The 18,801-nt window shown below is 72.2% G+C and carries 17 protein-coding genes; 8 read left to right on the top strand and 9 right to left on the bottom strand.

The window, feature by feature from the left end; translation table 11 throughout:
- Nucleotides 1-15: 15 nt before the first annotated feature.
- The 3 genes from xylA to FDP22_RS25220 are packed head-to-tail and all read right to left on the bottom strand — an operon-like array spanning nucleotide 16 to nucleotide 2,607.
- Nucleotides 16-1,323: a xylose isomerase gene (gene xylA / locus FDP22_RS20840; protein ID WP_170317835.1), complete on the bottom strand. Its 1,308-nt coding sequence runs from the start codon at nucleotides 1,321-1,323 to the stop codon at nucleotides 16-18.
- Nucleotides 1,320-2,423, bottom strand: a complete 1,104-nt coding sequence (locus tag FDP22_RS20845; RefSeq protein WP_138576105.1) for a LacI family DNA-binding transcriptional regulator — start codon at nucleotides 2,421-2,423, stop codon at nucleotides 1,320-1,322. The genes xylA and FDP22_RS20845 overlap by 4 nt, the downstream gene beginning before the upstream one ends.
- Nucleotides 2,424-2,478: 55 nt before the next feature.
- Complete coding sequence (locus FDP22_RS25220; RefSeq protein WP_277884156.1) at nucleotides 2,479-2,607, bottom strand: hypothetical protein; 129 nt, start codon at nucleotides 2,605-2,607, stop codon at nucleotides 2,479-2,481.
- Here FDP22_RS25220 and FDP22_RS20850 point away from each other — a divergent pair.
- Complete coding sequence (locus FDP22_RS20850; protein WP_170317822.1) at nucleotides 2,585-3,658, top strand: DUF389 domain-containing protein; 1,074 nt, start codon at nucleotides 2,585-2,587, stop codon at nucleotides 3,656-3,658. The genes FDP22_RS25220 and FDP22_RS20850 overlap by 23 nt on opposite strands.
- 2 nt (nucleotides 3,659-3,660) lie before the next feature.
- Here the strand turns inward: FDP22_RS20850 and FDP22_RS20855 are convergent, their stop codons facing one another.
- Nucleotides 3,661-4,560 carry a LysR family transcriptional regulator gene (locus tag FDP22_RS20855; RefSeq protein WP_138576107.1) on the bottom strand — a complete coding sequence of 300 codons (900 nt, stop codon included), beginning with the start codon at nucleotides 4,558-4,560 and terminating at the stop codon, nucleotides 3,661-3,663.
- A gap of 126 nt (nucleotides 4,561-4,686) precedes the next feature.
- On the opposite strand from FDP22_RS20855, the gene FDP22_RS20860 reads away from it, so the two are divergent.
- From FDP22_RS20860 to FDP22_RS20870, 3 genes are all read left to right on the top strand, one after another.
- Nucleotides 4,687-5,619 (top strand): ring-cleaving dioxygenase, encoded by a 933-nt coding sequence (locus FDP22_RS20860; RefSeq protein WP_138576108.1) that lies wholly within the window; start codon nucleotides 4,687-4,689, stop codon nucleotides 5,617-5,619.
- Nucleotides 5,620-5,779: 160 nt separating this feature from the next.
- Nucleotides 5,780-6,715 (top strand): pirin family protein, encoded by a 936-nt coding sequence (locus FDP22_RS20865; RefSeq protein ID WP_138576109.1) that lies wholly within the window; start codon nucleotides 5,780-5,782, stop codon nucleotides 6,713-6,715.
- 108 nt (nucleotides 6,716-6,823) lie between these two features.
- The gene (locus tag FDP22_RS20870; protein WP_138576110.1) at nucleotides 6,824-8,389 is read left to right on the top strand and encodes a sensor histidine kinase; all 1,566 of its coding nucleotides are present in this window, start codon (nucleotides 6,824-6,826) and stop codon (nucleotides 8,387-8,389) included.
- A gap of 144 nt (nucleotides 8,390-8,533) precedes the next feature.
- Here FDP22_RS20870 and FDP22_RS20875 read toward each other — a convergent pair whose 3' ends face one another.
- The 3 genes from FDP22_RS20875 to FDP22_RS20885 form a co-directional block, all read right to left on the bottom strand.
- The gene (locus tag FDP22_RS20875) at nucleotides 8,534-9,187 is read right to left on the bottom strand and encodes a MarC family protein (RefSeq protein ID WP_138576111.1); all 654 of its coding nucleotides are present in this window, start codon (nucleotides 9,185-9,187) and stop codon (nucleotides 8,534-8,536) included.
- Nucleotides 9,188-9,467: 280 nt separating this feature from the next.
- Nucleotides 9,468-9,845: a response regulator transcription factor gene (locus FDP22_RS20880; protein WP_138576112.1), complete on the bottom strand. Its 378-nt coding sequence runs from the start codon at nucleotides 9,843-9,845 to the stop codon at nucleotides 9,468-9,470.
- Between the two features lie 125 nt (nucleotides 9,846-9,970).
- Complete coding sequence (locus tag FDP22_RS20885) at nucleotides 9,971-10,603, bottom strand: response regulator transcription factor (RefSeq protein WP_138576113.1); 633 nt, start codon at nucleotides 10,601-10,603, stop codon at nucleotides 9,971-9,973.
- A 416-nt stretch (nucleotides 10,604-11,019) separates the two neighbouring features.
- Here FDP22_RS20885 and FDP22_RS20890 point away from each other — a divergent pair, with 416 nt between their 5' ends.
- Entirely contained in the window at nucleotides 11,020-11,271 is a 252-nt protein-coding gene (locus FDP22_RS20890; RefSeq protein WP_138576114.1) for a hypothetical protein, read from the top strand.
- Between the two features lie 337 nt (nucleotides 11,272-11,608).
- Nucleotides 11,609-13,255, top strand: coding sequence for an FAD-dependent oxidoreductase (locus FDP22_RS20895; protein ID WP_138576115.1), 1,647 nt, complete (start codon nucleotides 11,609-11,611; stop codon nucleotides 13,253-13,255).
- An 889-nt stretch (nucleotides 13,256-14,144) separates the two neighbouring features.
- On the opposite strand, the gene FDP22_RS20905 is transcribed toward FDP22_RS20895, so the two are convergent.
- The gene (locus FDP22_RS20905; RefSeq protein WP_138576116.1) at nucleotides 14,145-14,663 is read right to left on the bottom strand and encodes a Dps family protein; all 519 of its coding nucleotides are present in this window, start codon (nucleotides 14,661-14,663) and stop codon (nucleotides 14,145-14,147) included.
- 501 nt (nucleotides 14,664-15,164) lie between these two features.
- Nucleotides 15,165-15,755 (bottom strand): helix-turn-helix domain-containing protein, encoded by a 591-nt coding sequence (locus FDP22_RS20910; RefSeq protein ID WP_138576117.1) that lies wholly within the window; start codon nucleotides 15,753-15,755, stop codon nucleotides 15,165-15,167.
- A gap of 569 nt (nucleotides 15,756-16,324) precedes the next feature.
- Between FDP22_RS20910 and FDP22_RS20915 the strand changes: the two genes are divergently transcribed.
- Both FDP22_RS20915 and FDP22_RS20920 read left to right on the top strand, forming a co-directional pair.
- Complete coding sequence (locus FDP22_RS20915) at nucleotides 16,325-18,343, top strand: CHASE2 domain-containing protein (protein WP_170317823.1); 2,019 nt, start codon at nucleotides 16,325-16,327, stop codon at nucleotides 18,341-18,343.
- A 115-nt stretch (nucleotides 18,344-18,458) separates the two neighbouring features.
- A complete protein-coding gene (locus FDP22_RS20920; RefSeq protein WP_138576119.1) occupies nucleotides 18,459-18,782 on the top strand; it encodes a hypothetical protein in 324 nt (107 codons plus the stop codon).
- The last annotated feature ends 19 nt before the right edge of the window (nucleotides 18,783-18,801 follow it).

Here is an 18,801-nt window from a genome sequence, read left to right on the forward strand (position 1 = left end):
CCTCCCAGTCTCGTCTTACACGTAGCGGTTGACGAGGTTTTCCAGTCTTTCCTGCCGGCCGGAAACCGGCTGCGGGTCGAGGTCTTCCGCCTCTGCCCGGTCGGCGATCTGCGCGAGCGTGGCGCCGGGGGCCAGCATGGCACGGGCATCGCCCCGCGCCCAGCCCGCGTAGCGCGCCGCCCGCGCCTCCTCCAGCGCGCCGCCCTCCAGCAGGGCCGCCGCCGCCTTCAGCCCGCGTGCGCAGACATCCATCGCCCCGACATGCGCCGCCACGAGGTCCTCCGCATCGAGCGACTGGCGCCGCAGCTTCGCGTCGAAATTCGTGCCGCCGGAGGTGAACCCCCCCAGCCGCAGGATCTCGTAATAGGCCAGCGCCACGTCGGCCACGTTGTTGGGGAACTGGTCGGTGTCCCAGCCCGATTGCGGGTCGTTGCGGTTCATGTCCACCGAGCCGAAGATGCCGAGCGCGCCGGCAAGCGCGATCTCGTGCTCGAAGGAATGCCCGGCGAGAATCGCATGCCCCTGCTCGATGTTCACCTTCACCTCGCCCTCCAGCCCGAAGCGCTTGAGCAGGCCGTAGACCGTGGCCACGTCATGGTCGTACTGGTGCTTGGTGGGTTCCTGCGGCTTCGGCTCCACCAGGATGGCGCCCTTGAAGCCGATGCGGTGCTTGTGCTCCACCACGAGGCTGAGGAACCGGCCCATCTGCTCGGTCTCGCGGGCGAGATCGGTGTTGAGCAGGGTCTCGTAGCCCTCGCGCCCGCCCCAGAGCACGTAGTTCTCGCCCCCCAGCCGGTGGGTCACCCCCATGCAGTGCCGCACCACCGAGGCGCAATAGGCAAACACATCCGGGTCCGGGTTCGTGGCCGCCCCGGCCATGTAGCGGCGGTTGGAAAACAGGTTCGCCGTGCCCCAGAGCAGCTTCGGGCCGCCGGCCGCCATCTTTGCCTCGAAGAGATCGGCCATCTCGTCGAGCCGCGCATGGCTCTCGGCCAGCCGCGCGCCCTCGGGGCGCACGTCATGGTCGTGGAAGGTGAAATAGGGCACGCCGAGAATGCGGAACAGCTCGAACGCCGCCTCCGCCTTCAGCTTCGCCCGGCCCATGTCGTCATTGGGAAACCACGGCCGCTCGAAGGTGGCGCCGCCGAACGGGTCGCCTCCCTCCCAGCCGAAACTGTGCCAGTAGCACACGGCAAAGCGCAGGTGGTCCTCCATGCGCCGGCCCAGCACGATCTCGTCGGGGTCGTAATGCCGGAAGGCGAGGCCTTCCGCCCCGGGGTCATGCGCCAGCGGCGCGATGCCCTCGAAATATCCCGTCATCAGGCGGCTCCTCCCGTTCTGGTGGTATTGTTGTCTTCTTCGGCCCGCGCCGGGCAGGCGGGCAGGTTCGCCGGCAGGTTCGCCGGAAGATTCTCTGGCAGGTAGATCGCCGGGGTGATCGCGCCCCTCCCGGCCGGGGCCGGCCGCCCGTCGGCCAGCGCGCGCAGGATGTCGAGGGCCGCGGCCACCTCCTGCACCGGCTTCTGGTCGATCACCGCGTCCACCAGCCCGGCCTCCAGCGCCTCGCGGGCATGGGGCACCAGCTCGTGCAGCACCACGAGCGGCCGTGGCCGCCCGAGTGCGCGCAGCGCCTCCACCAGCCCGCGGTTGCCCGCGCCCATGCTGTAGATGCCGCTGATGCCCGGCTCCCGCGCCAGCGCAGCACCCACCAGCGCGCGCATGCGCGAGGGGCTGTCGAACGCCTCCACCACCGGCAGCAGGGCAAGGCCCGGCGCGCCGGAAAGGCTCTGCTCCAGCCCGGCCAGCCGCTCGGCATGGTCCTGTGCGGCGCGCGCGCCCACCACCGGCAGCACGAGGCCGGAGCGCCCGGTGTGCCCCAGCCGCATGAGCCGCGCGGCGGTGCGCCCGGCCACCAGGTTGTCGATGCCCACATAGGCGTCGCGCTCCGCCCCCGGCGCGTCGGAGACCAGCGTCACCACCGCCACGCCGCCGGCGCGCAGGCCGGCGATGGCCGCGCTCACCCGCGCACTGCCGCTCGCCACGATGGCAAGCCCGTCGCAGGCTTCCGGGTCCACCCGCTCCAGCGCGTCGGCCAGCGCCTCGGCGTCGAAGGCCGGCACCTCGCTGAGAGTGATGCGCACCCGGTCGCCCGCCCGCGCGCCGGCCTCGGCCAGCACCGCGGCGCGCAGGGCGCGGAAGAAGCTGTGGTCGCCGTCGGGCAGCAGGAAGCGGAACCGGTACAGCCGCCGGCGCGAGAGGTTCGCGGCATGCACGTCACGCGTGTAGCCGAGCGCCTCGATCGCCGCGCGCACCCGCGCCTCGGACTTGGCCGCCACCCCGCCGCGGGCGTTCAGCACCCGGTCGGCGGTGGCATAGCTCACGCCCGCTGCCCGCGCCACGTCATGAAGAGTGGGCTTGCGCATCACGTCTGTTTTCCTCCCTGCCGCGGAGAGTGCGGGGAGTTTTGACAGACGTCAATCATTTCATGGTCGCATGCCGCGATCGCCGGATTTGCATGACGCCGGCGCGGATTTGCGGCATGATCTGCGGCGCACCCGTCTGCGGGTGCGCGAGAGTGCCGACGATGCCGATACGGGACTTCTCCATCACCCGGGACATCCTGCGCTTCGAGGGGTCGGACCCGGGCGCCTACTGGCGACGCTTCGCCATGCTGCTCACTCTGGCGGTGACCATCGCCACCATGGGCCTGTTGCGCGATTCCGGCGCCGTGGTCATCGCCGCGATGCTGATCGCGCCGCTGATGACCCCCATCCTGGGCATCGCCTCCTCCATGGTGATGGGCTGGCTGGGCCGGGCGCTGTGGCTTGCGCTGGTGGTGCTCTTCGCCGCGGCGGTGAGCGTGGGCGTGGCCTGGGCCATCGCCTGGGCCATCGACGCGCCGCGCGGCGTCACCCTGCCGGTGGAGGTGGGCAGCCGCACCCACCCGGGGGCGGAGGACCTGCTCATCGCCCTCGCCGCCGGGGTGGCCGGCGCCTATGTCCAGATCCAGAAATCCGAGATCAGCCTGCTGCCGGGAGCGGCCATCGGCGTGTCGCTGGTCCCGCCGCTCGCCGCCGCGGGGCTGCTGCTGCATTTCGAGGAGCCGCGCCGCGCGCTGGAAGCGGTGCTGCTCTTCGCCACCAATTTCGGCGCCATCATCTTCTCGGCCTGCATCGTCTACATCGCCTCCAGCCCGTCGAGCTTCCTGCTCGCCCGCGGCCGGCGGCGCATGCGCTTCACCATGAGCGCCACCATCGCCACCGCCTTCCTGGTTCTGGTGTTCCTGCACCTGCTCACCACCACCTACTACCGCTACGTGGAAACCCGCACCGAGGCGGCCCTTGCCGCGCAGATCCGCCGCTGGGCCGGCACGGTGCCTGTGGAGGTGCTGCGCGTGGAGGTGCATGCCCGAGACCGGGTGGCCGAGATCTGGGCGCTGGTGGACCTGCCGTCGGACGCGCAGTACCGCATCGCCTCCGCCGCCGACCTGCTGCCCGCCGCCCTCGCCCGGATCCCGTTCCGCAGCACCGTGCGCGAGGTGCTGGGCCCCGAGTACTCCGTGGTCGTGCGCTACCAGACCCGCATCGCCTGGCAGATCGACCTCGCCGACGACACCGTGGAGCCCGCGCCGGTGCTGCTGCTGCGGGAGGACGAGTAGCCTCACACAGGATGGGTTTCCGTCACATGGGTCTCGAAGAAGTCGGAGAAGGTGGCGATGCGCATGGGCAGGCGCTCGTAGGGCGGGTAATAGAGCGTGAGCCACAGCTCGGGCAGCGACCAGTCGTCCAGCACCGTCACCAGCGTTCCGGACGCGAGGCCCGCCTCCACGATGAAACGCGGCAGGAGGGCGATGCCCTCGCCGTTCTCGACCAGCCGGGCGGAGAGGTCGCCGTTGTTCGAGCTGAGCTCGGCGCCCGCGCGCACCCGCCGCCGCACCGCGCCGCGGTTGAGCTCCCAGATCTCCGCTCCGCCCTCCGCGTCATAGGCGAGGCAGACGTGCTCGCCGAGGTCCTCCGGTTCGCGCGGGGTGCCCCAGGCTTCCAGGTAGCGCGGCGCGGCCACCAGCACCCGGCGCACCGGGCAGAGCTTGCGCCAGATGGTGAGCTTGTCGCGCGGCTGGCCGGAGATGCGGATCGCGAGGTCGACGCTGTCGGCCACCACGTCCACCAGCCGGTCCGTGAGGGTGAGCGAGACATTCACCTTCGGATAGAGCGTGCGGAACTGCGAGATCACGTCCGGCAGGATCCGCTCGCCCATCGACATCGGCGCGTTGATGCGGATGAGGCCGGAGGTCTCGCCCTGGCGCTCGCGCAGGTCCTCCGCCGCGGCGCGCAGCCCCTCCACCAGCGGGCCCACCCGCGCGGCATAGGCCGCCCCGGCGGAGGTGAGCGAGACCTGCCGCGTGGTGCGCAGCAGCAGCTGCACCCCCAGCCGCTCCTCCAGCGCGCCCACCGTGCGGGTGACCGATGGCGGGGTCATCGACAGGTGTCGCGCGGCGGCAACGAAGCTGCGATGCTCCGCAACCGAGAGAAAGACCTGCAGTGCCTCGAGATCACCCATGACCCGATTATTGCTCACTGCGTAATGGTGTTGTCAATATTATTGCCATTCTCTTAAGGGTCGAACTGGCCCATCTATAGCCCTGTAGACAGCCACTCCGGCCCGGTTGGCCGACAGGAGGATAGAATGGACAAGCAGATCAACGGCCTGCACCACGTGACCTCGATCGCGTCGAGCGCCCAGGCCAACAGCGACTTCTTCACCAAGACCCTCGGCCTGCGCCGGGTGAAGAAAACGGTGAACTTCGATTCGCCGGACACCTATCACCTCTACTACGGCGACGCCGCGGGCACTCCCGGCTCGGTGATGACCTACTTCCCGTTCCGCGGCGTCGGCCGGGGCCGTCCGGGCACCGGCGAGGTGGGAACCACGGTGTTCTCCGTGCCCGAAGGCTCTCTGGGCTACTGGAAGGAGCGGCTGGGCGGCCACGGCGTGACCGGGCTGGCCGAGGACACCCTGTTCGGCGAACGGCGCCTGCGCTTCGACGGCCCGGATGGCGACGGCTTCGCGCTGGCCGAGATCGCCGCTGACGCCCGCCCGGGCTGGACCGGCTCCGGCGTGACGCCGGACGAGGCGGTGCGCGGCTTCCGCGGCGCCACGCTGCGGCTGCGCGACGGCAAGGCCACCGGCGAGCTGCTGGAGTTCATGGGCTATGACCGCCTCGCCACCGAGGGCGACGTGACCCGCTACGCCATCGCCGGCGGCAACGGGGCCGACACGGTGGATGTCGAGGTGCTGCCGGGGGCCGACCGGGCCCAGCAGGGCGCGGGCTCGGTGCATCACATCGCCTTCTCGGTGCCGGACCGCGCGGCCCAGCTCGCCGTGCGCCAGTCGCTGATGGACACCGGCTACCAGGTGACCCCGGTGATCGACCGCGACTATTTCTGGGCGATCTACTTCCGCACCCCCGGCGGGGTGCTGTTCGAGGTGGCCACGGCCGAGCCCGGCTTTGACCGCGACGAGGCGCCGGACCACCTGGGCGAGGCGCTGAAACTGCCGCACCAGCATGAGCGGCTGCGCGCCCAGATCGAGGCCTATCTAGATCCGATCGCCGACTGACCCGGCGCCCGGCCCCCGCCCTCCGGGGCCGGGGCCTCTCCGGGGGGCGGGCCCGCAGGGGCCCCCTCCGCCTCACCCGCCCCCGGCAGGCCGCCCTGCCTGCCGGACCCACGCCGCGAGGGCGCGCCACAGGCGCCCCGCCGACAGGAAGGACAGACCCATGAGCTGGAACCCCACCCAATCGCCCGATTGCCCCGACACCGGCGGCCTTGACGCCATCGAGACGCTGATCATCCCCCGCGCGCGGGACCTGGGCGGCTTCGAGGTGCGCCGCGCCCTGCCGGCGCCGGACCGCCAGATGGTGGGCCCGTTCATCTTCTTCGACCAGATGGGCCCGGCCGAATTCCTCACCGGCGGCGGCATCGACGTGCGCCCCCACCCGCATATCGGCCTCGCCACCGTCACCTATCTCTACCGCGGCGAGTTCCAGCACCGCGACAGCCTGGGCACCGACCAGATGATCTACCCCGGCGAGGTGAACTGGATGATCGCCGGCAACGGCGTCACCCATTCCGAGCGCACCAGCGCCGCGATGCGGGCCAACCCCGGCGCGCTCTACGGCATTCAGACCTGGGTCGCGCTGCCGGAGAAGGACGAGGAGATGGGCGCGGCCTTCGAGCATCACGGCCGCGAGGCGCTGCCGCTGCTGGAGGAGCCGGGCAAGTCCGTCCGGCTGATCCTCGGCACCGCCTGGGGCGCGCGCGCGCCGGTGAAGACCTTCACGGAGACCTTCTACGCCGATGCCGTGCTGGCCGCCGGCGCCATGCTGCCGCTTCCCGATGACCACGAGGACCGCGGGGTCTACGTGGTGGAGGGCAGCGTGAGCGTGGCCGGGCAGAGCTTCGAGGCCGGACGGATGATGGTGTTCCGCCCCGGCGACGCCATCACCCTCATCGCCGGAGAGCGCGGCGCGCGGGTGATGGTGCTGGGCGGCGAGACGCTGAACGGCCCGCGCTACATCTCGTGGAACTTCGTCGCCTCCTCGCAGGAGAAGATCGACGCGGCGAAGGAGGCCTGGCGCCAGGGGGACTGGCAGCACGGCCGCTTCCAGCTGCCGCCGGGCGATACCGAGGAATATATACCTCTGGTTGAATAGGAATCCCCCGACACCTCCTCTACCCTCTACCCTCTGCCGACCCGTCGCCCGGCCCCTCTCCCGAGGGGGGCCGGCTGCCCGCCTGCACAGAGCCTGCCGGAGCCCCGCATGTCCCTTCCTCCCGTCCCCGGGACTCGACATTCCCCCGCGCGCCTCGTCGCGACCATCGCGATGATCGTCGCGATCTTCCTGGTGGACACGTTCACGCCCCTGATGAGCGGCGTGGCCACCCTCTACGTGCTGGCGCTGATCCTGCTGACGAGCGACCTGCGCCCGGTGAACGTGGCGCGCTGGGGCCTCGCCTGCGCCGCGCTCACCCTGATCGCCTTCCTCGCCGTGCATGGCAACGGCAACGACGACCTCAGCGCGGTGCTGCGCATGGTGTTCAGCCTGGCGGCCATCGGTGTCGCCACGCTGCTGATCCGCCGGGCCCAGAAGATGTTCACCACGCTGCAGCTCTCCGAGCAGCGCTACCGCACCACCTTCAACACTGTGGCCGTCGCGATCTGCGCGTATGATTTCCGGCCGCTGGCCGAGGCTGTGGCGGCGCTGCGCGCGCGGGGCGTGAGCGACCTCGCCGCGTATCTCGCCACCCATCCGGCGGAGGTGGAGCGCATGCGCCGCAGCCTGCGCCTGGCCGATGTGAACAGCACCGCGCTGAAGCTCTTCGGCTTCCTCGACGCGTGTGCCTTCCGCCAGTACCGCGACGAGTTCCTGCCCGGGCTGGGGCCGCGCTTCGCGGACTGCATCCTCGCCCTGGACCGGGGCGGCGAGGTGGAGATCGAGACCCGGGTCGAACGCCGCGACGGCCAGATGCTGGACATGATCGTGGTGTTCTCGCTGGCGGCCGAGGCCGCGCTCGACCGGGTGCCCTGCTCGATGCTGGACGTGACGGAGCGCCGGCGGCTCGGCGCGGCGGTGGCGGATTCGCGCGCGCGGCTGGAGCGCGCGCACCGCGCCACGGTGATGGCACAGGTCTCCGCCTCCATCGCGCACGAGATCAACCAGCCGCTCTCCGCGATCCGCAGCTATGCCGGGGCCGCGCACCGCTGGCTGGTGCGCGACAGGCCGGATCTGGGCGAGGTGACCACCGCGCTCACCAGCGTCATCGCATCGGTGCAGCGCGCGGACGAGGTGATCCGCCGCATCCGCGCCATCACCGGCAAGCCGGCCAGGCAGGAGAGCACCCGTGTCGGGCTTGACGCGCTGGTGCATGAGACCGCCGGGCTGCTGCACGACGAGGCCGCCCGCCACGGCGGCACGCTCACCGTGCGCCCCGGCGCAGGGGCGGCGGAGCTGACGGCAGACCGTATCCTGCTGCAGCAGGTGCTGATCAACCTGGTGATGAACGCCCTTCAGGCCATGGACGGGCAGGCCGGCCCGCGCGACGTGGAGATCGTGACCCGGAGCCGGCACGGCTGCGCGACCATAGAGGTGCGCGACACCGGGCCCGGCCTGCCGGAGGCCTTCCACGAACGGGCCTTCGAGCCGTTCCAGACCACCAAGCCGGACGGGATGGGCGTGGGGCTGGCGATCTCCGCCTCGATCGTGGAGCGGCACGGCGGCCGCCTCGCGCTCACCGACCGGCCCTCGGGCGGCGCCTGCGCCCGCATCACCCTGCCGCTGGAGCCGCAGGAGGACACGCGTCCCACCCCCGCCGCCGCGCCGGCCTGACGCCGGGCCGGAGGGCCAGCGCTTCGGCCGGGCATCGCCGCTGCGCGGCCGTGCCTCCGGGGCGGCGCGCGCACCCGCGCCACGCCTGCCCCGGTGATCCCCGGGGCCCGGTCAGAGCCCGGCCATTGCCCCTTGTGCGACCGGTCAGTGCCCCGCCACTCCGGGGGCGAGCACGCCCAGCGACCGCAGGCCGAAGAGCAGGAGCTGCACGGCGACCGCGGTGAGCAGGATGCCGAACACGATTTCCGACACCACGAGCGAGGTGGGGTTGATGCGCTTCGCGATCTTGTCGATGTTGCTGAACAGCAGGTAGTCCAGCGCGCCCACCAGCAGGATGAGCCCCAGCACCATCAGCGTGGCGACGATGCCCTCGGCGCTGTCGGAGGCGATGATCACCACCGTGATGCCCACCGGGTTGAACAGGTAGGGCACGGCCAGCGGGTACACCGCCATCTTGGTGAGGTCCTTCGGCACCATGTGGGCTTCCTTGACCACCTCCTCGCCGGGCCCCAGCGCCATGCGCACCGCGATATGGGCCAGGATGATCGCCCCGGCCACCGCCACCGCGCCCGAGGTGATGTGCAGCATCTTCAGCAGCAGCCCGCCGACCATGAACACCACCAGCGCGGCGATCACCGCCGTGATCACCATGCGCCGCCCCACCTCGCGCTGCACCTCCGGCGTGGCGCCCCTGGTCTTCTCCAGGAAGGGGACGAGGGCAATTTTCGGGCCGATTCCGATGAGCAGCAGCAGGAACAGTGTCGCGAAGAGTTTGAGATCAATTGTCGAAAAGTCCAAGGCATACTCCTTCCAATTGGCATAAAATCGCCTCTGTTCAAGAATAAATACAGTGAAATTTCTTTTGTTCAAACGCGAAGATCGGCGCGTCACCCTTCGCGCCACGGCATCCCCCTCCCGCCCGAGACCCGGCGCGGGGGCCGCGAGCCCACCGTGACGCTGCCATTGCCCCCCGGGGCGGAGGGCTCACGCGGCCCCGCACGCCCGCGCCACCCTCGGTGGCGCCCGGCGGCGGCTGGCACCCCGGGGGCAGGGGCGTGTCGGTCGGTGTGGGGGGCGGTCAGCCCTGCGGGGCAGGGCCGTTCAGCGCGGTTTCGAGCAGCGCGAGCAGCCGGACCTCGTCCAGCGGCTTGTCCAGCACGGCCAGAGCGCCGCTCGCAAGGGCACGGCGGCGCAGCGGTTCGGAGAGGAAGGCCGTCACCAGGATGAACGGCACCGTGCAGGCGCGGGCGCGCAACTCCTCCAGCAACTCCAGCCCGGAGCGCCCGGGCATGCGGTAATCGCTGACGATGCACGCGATCTCCCGCGCGTCATGCGCCGAGAACGCCGCCACCGAGGCAAACACCCGGGTGCGATGGCCTGCAGACCGCAGGAGGCTCGCGGTGGCATCACGTACATGGTCGTCATCGTCCAGAACGGCTATGAGAAACTGGGTCACGCTGCGCTTTCATTCCCGGGGCATCCCCAATGAACGCTTTCAGGCGTGAATATGTGTCCCGCGGCCTGCGGCTTCATCCTATACATGTGTTTACCGTGCCCGGCGGCCGCGGCAGGGGCGCCCGTTCAGGACTGGCGCAGCCACTCGGAGAGGCGCACCAGGTCGGCCACGGAGCGGGTGTCCATCTTCCTCATCATGCTGGAGCGGTGCAGCTTCACGGTGATCTCCGCGAGGCCCAGTTCCCCGGCGATCTGCTTGTTCAGCAGGCCGCGCACCACGCCCTCCATCACCTCGCGCTCACGCGGGGTGAGGCTGTCGTGCCGGGCGCGCAGGGCGGCGGCCGCCTCGTCCCGCGCGCGGCGGGCCCGGTCCCGGGCCAGGGCCGCGTCCACGGCGTCCAGCATGTCCTGGTCCCGGAACGGCTTGGTGAGGAAGTCTACCGCGCCGGCCTTCATCGCCTGCACGGACATGGGGATGTCGCCATGCCCGGTCATGAAGATGAGCGGAATGCCGTGGCCCAGCTCCGCGAGGCGCTGCTGCAGCTCCAGCCCGCCGATGCGCGGCATGCGGATGTCGGCGATGATGCAGCTCGTGCCGTCGGGCAGGCCGCCGTCGAGCAGCTCCATCGCGCTCTCGCAGGTCCGGGTGTGCAGGCCGACCGAGCGCAGCAGACTGTCGATGGAGCCGCGCACCCGGGGATCGTCGTCAACGATGACGACGGTATCGCGTCCGGGCTCGGCAGGGCGGTCACTCGTCATATGCTGCACGGCTGCGCGCCATCCGTTCTGGTGTTGATCCTGCAAACCGCTCCGCTTGCGTACAAGCCGGGGAGCCGCGCTCCCATTTACACATAACCCATGACCCGACGCCACCGCAGGTTTTCCGGAAAGGACCGCGCAATGGTTTTCCCCCTTCCGCTGGTCCGGCACGGGCCTGACGGGCTCCGGCCCTCCCGGCCCGGCCAGCCGGGCGCGGCGCCGCGCTCCGGGGGGTGGCGCCCGGTCAGCCTGCCTGCTCTCCCCCACCGGCCCGTTCCCCTCTCTCCCTGACGGCCGGTCCCTGGGTGGCCGGCGGTTTTTCCCGACCGTCGGCCACTCCTTTGCCAGCGCCTCCACCCGCCACCCCGGGGCGCACCCGTTCCGCTCCCTTGCACCGTCAGCCGCGGAGGCACCCCATGACCGGATCCATCTCCGTCCTCGGCCACGCCAGCGCGCCGCGCAGGCGCCTGATCCTCGGAGCCGAACTGCTGCTCCTGCTGGTGCTCTACCTCGCCTTCGGGGTGATCTGGCGGCCCGAAAGCGCCCCCGCCCCGCCGCCGACACGCCAGAGCGCCGCCCCCGATCTCGCGGCGCGCAATGCCGGGCTCGCCTCCCCCGGCGCTTGCGCGCAGTGCCAAAGGGCAGGGGTCGCCCCGTCCCTGGCCTGAGGCGCCGCCGGAACCCGGAACGCCCCGCCCGGTTGCCCGCGCCCCCGGCACGCGGCCCGCTCTCCCACGGGTGCGGCCCCGCGACGGGGGCTGCCGGGCGGATCGTGCGACGGGGAGGGCGGGCCCGGGCGTCATGAAGGGGCAGGGGAGACCGGCAGGGATCGGGACAGGGACAGGGACAGGGACAGGGACAGGGACAGGGACAGGGACAGGGACAGGGACAGGGACAGGGACAGGGACAGGGTTGCGTGCAAGACATCCGCGCCCGCTGCAAGCGCGACGCGCGCCCGGCTGCGATGATGCGACGCCCCGTTCGGGCCCCTGCAAGGAGCACATCATGTCCGACCGCGTTCCCGCCTCCGCCGACCCCTCCGCACGCCTGCGCGTCTACCCCGTCCTCACCCCGGCGCAGTGCGACCGCATCCGCGCCTTCGCGTCCGAGGACGCGCTGCACGCTGGCGACGTGCTGTTCGAGCGGGGCGGGCGCCGGGCCGATCTCTTCGTGCTGCTGGAGGGCGCCATCGGCATCTTCCACGGCGATCTCGCCGGCGGCGCCACGGAAACCCCGGTCACCGTGCACCGGGCCGGGCAGTTCACCGGCGAACTGGACCACGTGAGCTTTCGCGCCCTGCTGGTGAGCGCGCGTGTGCTGGAGCCCGGGCGGGTGCTGCGCGTGGCCTCCGGCGACGTGGCGCGGCTGATGTCGGCGGAGCCGGAGATCGGCGAGATCCTGATGCGGGCCTTCATCCTGCGGCGCATGGATTTCCTGCACGCCGGGGCCGCCGGCATCACGCTCATCGGCCCCGCGAGCCACCCGGACCTCCTGCGCCTGGAACGCTTCGCCCTGCGCAACGGCTACCCGCTGCGGCTGGTCGATACCCTGGGGGCCCCGGAGGCGCCGGCGGTGCTGGAGGGCCTCGGCCTCGGCCCGGCCGATCTGCCCGCCGTGGTCCTGCCCGGCGGCGACATCCTGCGCAACCCCGCCACGCCGGAGCTCGCGGACCGGCTGGGCCTCACCGAGGCGTCCGATCCCCTGCGGGTCTGGGATGTCGTGGTGGTGGGGGCGGGGCCGGCCGGGCTGGCCACGGCCACCTATGCCGCCTCCGAGGGGTTGTCCTGCCTGGTGATCGAGGCGCTCGCCCCGGGCGGGCAGGCCGGCACCAGCTCACGCATCGAGAACTACCTCGGCTTTCCCACCGGCATCTCCGGCCAGGCGCTGGCCGCCCGGGCCCAGGTGCAGGCACAGAAATTCGGCGCGCGCATCGCGGTGTCGCGCGCGGTGACCGGGGTGAACTGCAGCTGCCACCCCTTCCGCGTCACGCTGGAGGACGGGCAGGACCTGCTTGCCGCGACCCTGGTCATCGCTTCCGGCGCGCGCTACCGCCGGCTGGCGCTGAGCGGTTGCGCGGCCTTCGAGGGCAGCGGCATCCACTATGCGGCCACGGCGATGGAAGCCGCGCTGTGTGCCGGCTCGGACGCGGTGATCGTGGGCGGCGGCAATTCCGCCGGGCAGGCGGCGGTCTACCTCTCGCGCCGCAGCCGCCACGTGCATGTACTGGTGCGCGGCGCGGGCCTCGCGGCCACCATGTCGGACTATCTCGTCACCCGGATCCGCCTGTCGCCGGACATCACCCTGCATCCCTACAGCGAGGTGGTCGCCCTCACCGGCCCCGACCGGCTGCGGCAGGTGACCTGGCGCGACATCCGCAGCGGCGCCGAAACGCGGGTGGAGGCCGGCAACCTCTTCACCATGATCGGGGCGGAGCCCAACACCGCCTGGCTGGAAGGCTGCCTGCCGCTCGACGACAGCGGCTTCGTGCTCACCGGGGCGGCGGCGGGCGCGGCATCGCCCTATGCCACCGCCTGCCCGGGCATCTACGCGGTGGGCGACGTGCGCTCCGGCTCGGTCAAGCGCGTCGCGGCCAGCGTGGGCGAGGGCTCGGCCGTGGTGCAGGAGCTGCACCGGTTCCTCGCCACGGTGTGACGGCGGTGCGCGCGCTCCGGTGCCCGGCCCGCCACAATGTGGCAAGTGGTGCGCGCCCAGGCGCCCCGCCCGCCGCACGGCCGCGCAAGCGCCCGCAGGACGCCCCCTCCGGCCACGCCGCCCCTCCGTCGGAGAACCGGCGCTGCGCCCGGCCCACCCCATGCACCCACCCCGCGATCGCCCCAAAGGGCTGCCCGAGGCCGAACCCCTGCGGCATGCCGGACCGCCGGCGCCGTACGCCTCCATGGGCGACAGCCCGCGTCGCCCGGGCTCCGGGCTCCGGGCTCCGGGCTCCGGGCTCCGGGCTCCGGGCTCCGGGCTCCGGGCTCCGGGCTCCGGGCTCCGGGCTCCGGGCTCCGGGCTCCGGGCTCCGGGCTCCGGGCTCCGGGCTCCGGGCTCCACAGAGCCTCGGCGCTGCGCGCGCGTTGCGCAACATATTGCATGGCGCGTTCGAGCCTCTTCCCGGCCCCGCATCTGGACCACCGGGACCGACGGGCGGGGGATGACCGCAACACATCCTCGGCGGCCCGCTCCCCCCCAACAGGGAAACGACACAATCCGCGGGCAACGCACACCGCCCGGCGGGCCTGCGCGCCGTGCGGTACGGCGAACACCGCCCGGTCATCGCTGAAGGGGGGAAAGCGCGCCCCGGACGGCCCTGCGTCGGCCCGGCACGCCGCTTGTGCCGGGAGGCACGGGCGCCCACAGCCATCGGGTGGGCCGCGTGGCGATGGAGATCGCCAGCATCGGGCGGGGCAGCCTGCGCGGCCAGCCGGGCCTCGCGGGCGGGACGCCCTGCGCGGCCGGCCAGGGCTCGCGGGCGGAGCAGCCGGCGCCGCGGGCCGAGGCTCGCGCACGGGGCCGGCCCGCACAGGCCCGCCGGGTCGGCTCAGGCCGAGTGGCGGCCGGCCTCGAACAGCATCCAGATCCGGGTCTCGGTCTCGTCGATCCAGGTCTCCAGCACGCTGGCTGTGGCCACGTCGCCGTAATCGTCGCACATCCCGTGCAGCACCCGCATCCGGCTTTCGAGATCGGCATTGTCGCTGCGCAGCTCGGCCAGCATGTCCGAGGGGGTGACGAAATCGGCGTCATTGCCGGGAATGCGCGCCTGCGCCGCGATCTGGCCGACGGAGCGGATCGTGGTGCCGCCCAGCTTGCGCACCCGCTCCGCCACCGGGTCGATCATCTCGCCCAGCGTCTCGGCCTGGCCGTCGAACAGCAGGTGATAATCACGGAAATGCGGGCCGGACACGTGCCAGTGGAAGTTCTTCGTCTTGACCCAGAGCGTGAAGACATCCGCCAGCAGCGCGGTCAGCGCCGCGGAAATGTCGCGCCGGGCGTCCTGCCCGAGGGCGGTCGGAGTGGCCAGCGCGGCCTTGCGCTTCTCGCGCAGCGGGGACTCAGTCATGTCGAACTCCTCGAGGGGGCCGCGGCGCGGGGATCGCGCCGGGCGGAACGGATCTCTCATGGGGCATCCGGCGGGCCCGATATTGGCAATTCGGCGCCCGGATTGCACAGGCCGCATTCCGGCGGACGGACTCCGCTGCGGGGCATCGGCCCGCCGCCTGCGCCGGCCCGATCCGGCACGGGGCGCCTCAGCCACCACGGCGTCCGCAGGGCGCTCCGCTTCCGCCCGGGGAGCCGATGTCACGCTCAGCGCTCCGGGCTGTCCCGGGCCCGCCTGCGGACATGCAGGAGGTCTCCGGGGGCTCCGGCAGGCGCGCCCAGCCGTCGCCGAGGCGCCGCCGGGCGGGAGGTCTCCGGCACTCCTTCCACCCCTCTCCGGCGCTCCTTTCGTCCGGATGCAGGGACCCCGCACGGGGCCGCTGGCATCCGGCCTCTCGCGGCACCCGGCTTCGCGGTACGGGGCGAGGGCGGCGCTCAGACGCCTTGTGGCGCGGGCTGCCGCTCAGCAGGCCCGGTGCGCGCGGCGCCAGACGAAGGGGGTCTCCCCCACGAACTTCCGGAACAGGCGCGTCATGTGCGCCTGGTCGGTGAAGCCGCAGGCGCAGGCCAGCTCGCCCAGCGGCTCGTTCGTGGTGAGCATCAGCGCCTGGGCCCGGCGCAGGCGCTTGCGGATGACGAACGTATGCGGTGTCTCGCCGGTGCTCACCTTGAAGGCGCGGGAGAAATGCCCGGAGCTGAGCCCGACCAGCCGCGCCAGGGTGTCCACCGGAACCGCATCGCCGATGTTCGCCTCGACATGGCGGGTCACCCGGCGCAGCTGCCACTGGGCCAGCCCGCCGCGCACCACCTCGGGCCGGGCGCCGGCATCCGGCGTCTCGGGCAGGAGCAGGCTCTCCTCCATGACAAGGGGGGCGCTCGGCTCCAGCAGGCTCGCGAGTTCGTCGAGACAGCGGCGGGCGCGGCGCGGGTCGCCGTCCAGTGCCGCGCGGGCCCGCGACAGCAGATCGCCCACGGACCGGTCTGTCCCGGCGTCGGGCAGGCGGAGCGAAACGGGGCGGGGCAGGGAGGCGGAAACATTGGAAAGCGAGAGCATCGGTGTCCTCCTGGGGTCGGGCCGGACGGCCAGTGTGTGGCTATGGGGCCATCATTGCCCCCAATCGCGCCGGGCGATACCGAACGGCAGGTCATCGCGCTGGTGACATCGGATAGAGCACTCATACCTTGGTTTACCGGGATCGCCCCGTGGTCGTGCCCCGAGGCCCCCGCTGCGCGGCAAGCAGGCTGCCGCCACAAGGCGGGGCCTTGCCGCCGGGCGCGGCGGTCGGCCCGGCCCGCCTTCGCAAAACCGCCTGGCCCCGGCGTCATCCGCGGTGTGCACAACGGGGCAAATCTGCCCCGGGGGAGCGGGTTCACCCGCCCGCCGCCCGGACAATGCCCCCGAACCCATGCATTTTGCAGTGCAGCGCGCCGAATTATTCGTAAGCTGAGGTGATTGCGGGATTTCGAAAGTCCCATAATGGTAGTTATGTTGAATATTCGGGCGGCCGGCCCGGACGGGGTCTGGAGATGGGGAACTCTCGGCACAGCTCTTCCCGCGCAGGACGCGGGCTGCGGGGGCTCCGGCTGCGACGTCCTGCAGTCCCGGCCGCCGTGGTGGCCTTCATGAGCTCGGTGCGCGGGCCCTGGCTGCGCCTTGCGGGCTGGGTCTTCGTGGTGGAATTCGTGATCTCCGTGCTGGACCCCTGGGGCGCCTCGCGCGGGACGCAGCAACTCTCGGCGCGCGTCACGCTGGTGATGGCCTCACCATGGTATTCGCTGCGCTGGCCGGTGGCCCGCTCCGTGCGCGACCGGATCTCCATGGTGCTGGTCGACGAGGACATGCTGCGCCAGCGCGGCCTGCCGTATCCGCTGCCCTACGGCGCGCAGGCGGACCTGATCTGGTCCATCGCCAGCCGGGTGCAGGACCCGCCGCGCACCCGGGTTCCGGCGGACCTGCGGCCCGCGGCGGTGTTCCTCGACCTGCTCTACGCCGACAAGCGCCCGCCTGACGACGCCTTCGGGCTCAGCTTCGAGGATTTCGACGCCACGCTCAGCGAGGTGGCGGCCTGGGGCACCCTGGCCGGCGGCCTGCCCGAGCTTGCCGGGCGCATGGCGCCCCTGGCCGAGAGCCGGCCGGGCGTGCTGGTGGCCGACACGCCGGTGGACACGGCCGCGCAGGCCGCCCGGCTGGCCGGCCCGGGCGGACAGGCCGCCTCCGCCCGGCCCGACGGGCTGAGCCTGATCCGCACCGAGGCGGCCCCCTCCGAGGTGCTGCCGGACCCGCTCCTCTACGCGCTCGCGCCGGATGGCCGGCTGTCCCCGGCGGTAAGGCTCGCGCTGTGGATGTGCGCGGCCGACCCGTGGATCCGCGCGCAATCGCCCGCCTGCGCCGGCCCGCCCGTGCCGGTGGCCGCTGTCCGCGCCGCCGCCTTCGCCTCCGCTGCCGCCGTCACCTCCCGGGCCTGCGCCGCCCTGCTGCGCGCCGCCACCGCACCGCCGGCCACCCGTGAGGCGGCGCGCGAAGCCTGCCTGCCCCTCGCGCTCACCTATGCCGCGAATGCCGGCTGGGCCCCGGAGCGTGCGGAGGCGGAGGAGGCGGGCTCCTCGGCCGCGGGCCTGCTGGCGGAGTATGCCCGCGCCCGCCGCGACGGGCATTTCGCGGGCGCGCTGGCCGGGCTCCGCTGCCTGCCGGAGAGCGGCCACCGGGCGCGGGCCCTGGCCAGCTTCGACGACGAGGCGCGCCGCGCGCGCCTCGTCGCGCTGTGCTCCGCCCGCTCCGCGCGCGAGGAGGAGGCGGCAAAGGGCCCGTTCGCCACCGTCCTCTGGGCCGCCGGCGTGCGCGATGGCGGCCCTGTGGATGGCGCGTCCCGCGAGGTGACCCGCTTCTCGCCCGCGGCGCCCTATGTCTGGGCGCGCGGCCCCGACGGCACGCTCTCCGACTCCTGCGCCGACCAGCGCATCGGGGACAGCACGGCGGCGCGGGCCGGCGAAACCCTGCGGCTCTTCCTGCGCAACCTCGCGCCCGGCGGGGCAGACGCCACGGCTCTCTGCGCCTATCACCGCAACCTGAGGCCCGGCTGGCTCATCTCCGGGGCCCCGGTCACCCGCGCTTTCGCCGACGAGGCGATACAGGGCCGGGTGGTGCTGGTCGGCGCCTCCGTGGCCGGCATTCCGGACCTGATAGCCATGCGCGACGTCATCGCGCCCGGCCTCTGGGCCCATGCGATGGCGCTCGACAACGTGCTCTCCCTCGGCCCGGCCCTGCGCCAGGCGCAGCATGGGGGCGCCCCGGTGCCCGACATCCTCTCGCTGGTCCTCACGCTCGGCATGGCCTTCCTGCTGTCCGCGTTGCGGCACAGAAGCCCGATGGAGCGGCTGGAATCCCGGCTCGACGGCCTCTTGCTGGCAAAGGGCGAGGCGGGCATCGCGACGCATGTGGTTGCCCTGTGCCTCGACACGCTGATCGCCGCGGCGCTGTTGCTGGTGCTGTCTGTGGCGATGGCACTCTTCCTGCCGCTGCCGCTGTTCGACTGGCTGGGTGCCGCCGCAAGTGCCTCAATCGCACTGGAACTGCGCGGCCCGGAACACCAAGTACTTGACTCGAAAGAAGCAGAAGGGAATCCTGAAACCAATACTCAATGAGCCTGTGGTGCTGACTTCACGGCGACCTTCTCGCAGGCGTATCCTTTGAATTTGCACTTTGGAACATGGGGCGATGTGATGTCCGGTGTTCGCTGCCAGGGAGGGGAATAGTCTCATGCGCCTGATTTCCGCCGGCTCCGCGGTTCTTGCCGGGTTCACCCTGGCCTTCCCGTCGATCGCCCTGGCCGACAGTTGCACGCCTGGGGGCAAGCCCGTCACGGTGGTCTCCGTGCGCGGCGGCGCCCCGGCCACGCTGGTCAACAAGACCGGCTACACGCTGCCCAGCGGCAAGATCTGCATCGACGGCGCGGAGTATACCCGCGGCCAGGTGACGGCGAAGCCCGCCAACCCGGAGGTGGTCACCCAGACCTGCCCGGCCAAGCTCGCAACGGACGGCCGCAGCTCCCCCGGAAACACCCGCGCGCTCGGCAACTGCTGAGCCCCGACAGCCGGAAGAG

The sequence above is a fragment of the Paroceanicella profunda genome (assembly GCF_005887635.2).
In the GTDB taxonomy this organism is placed as follows: Bacteria; Pseudomonadota; Alphaproteobacteria; order Rhodobacterales; family Rhodobacteraceae; genus Paroceanicella; species Paroceanicella profunda.

Bases quoted from the DNA above. Each gene is read 5' to 3' on its own strand.
- FDP22_RS20890 (WP_138576114.1), top strand. From the start codon at position 11,020: ATGACCGGATCCATCTCCGTCCTCGGCCACGCCAGCGCGCCGCGCAGG.
- FDP22_RS20845 (WP_138576105.1), bottom strand. From the start codon at position 2,423: ATGCGCAAGCCCACTCTTCATGACGTGGCGCGGGCAGCGGGCGTGAGC.
- FDP22_RS20855 (WP_138576107.1), bottom strand. From the start codon at position 4,560: ATGGGTGATCTCGAGGCACTGCAGGTCTTTCTCTCGGTTGCGGAGCAT.
- FDP22_RS20920 (WP_138576119.1), top strand. From the start codon at position 18,459: ATGCGCCTGATTTCCGCCGGCTCCGCGGTTCTTGCCGGGTTCACCCTG.
- FDP22_RS20870 (WP_138576110.1), top strand. From the start codon at position 6,824: ATGTCCCTTCCTCCCGTCCCCGGGACTCGACATTCCCCCGCGCGCCTC.
- FDP22_RS20915 (WP_170317823.1), top strand. From the start codon at position 16,325: ATGAGCTCGGTGCGCGGGCCCTGGCTGCGCCTTGCGGGCTGGGTCTTC.
- FDP22_RS20860 (WP_138576108.1), top strand. From the start codon at position 4,687: ATGGACAAGCAGATCAACGGCCTGCACCACGTGACCTCGATCGCGTCG.
- FDP22_RS25220 (WP_277884156.1), bottom strand. From the start codon at position 2,607: ATGGAGAAGTCCCGTATCGGCATCGTCGGCACTCTCGCGCACCCGCAG.
- FDP22_RS20865 (WP_138576109.1), top strand. From the start codon at position 5,780: ATGAGCTGGAACCCCACCCAATCGCCCGATTGCCCCGACACCGGCGGC.
- FDP22_RS20910 (WP_138576117.1), bottom strand. From the start codon at position 15,755: ATGCTCTCGCTTTCCAATGTTTCCGCCTCCCTGCCCCGCCCCGTTTCG.
- FDP22_RS20905 (WP_138576116.1), bottom strand. From the start codon at position 14,663: ATGACTGAGTCCCCGCTGCGCGAGAAGCGCAAGGCCGCGCTGGCCACT.
- FDP22_RS20850 (WP_170317822.1), top strand. From the start codon at position 2,585: ATGCCGATACGGGACTTCTCCATCACCCGGGACATCCTGCGCTTCGAG.
- FDP22_RS20885 (WP_138576113.1), bottom strand. From the start codon at position 10,603: ATGACGAGTGACCGCCCTGCCGAGCCCGGACGCGATACCGTCGTCATC.
- FDP22_RS20895 (WP_138576115.1), top strand. From the start codon at position 11,609: ATGTCCGACCGCGTTCCCGCCTCCGCCGACCCCTCCGCACGCCTGCGC.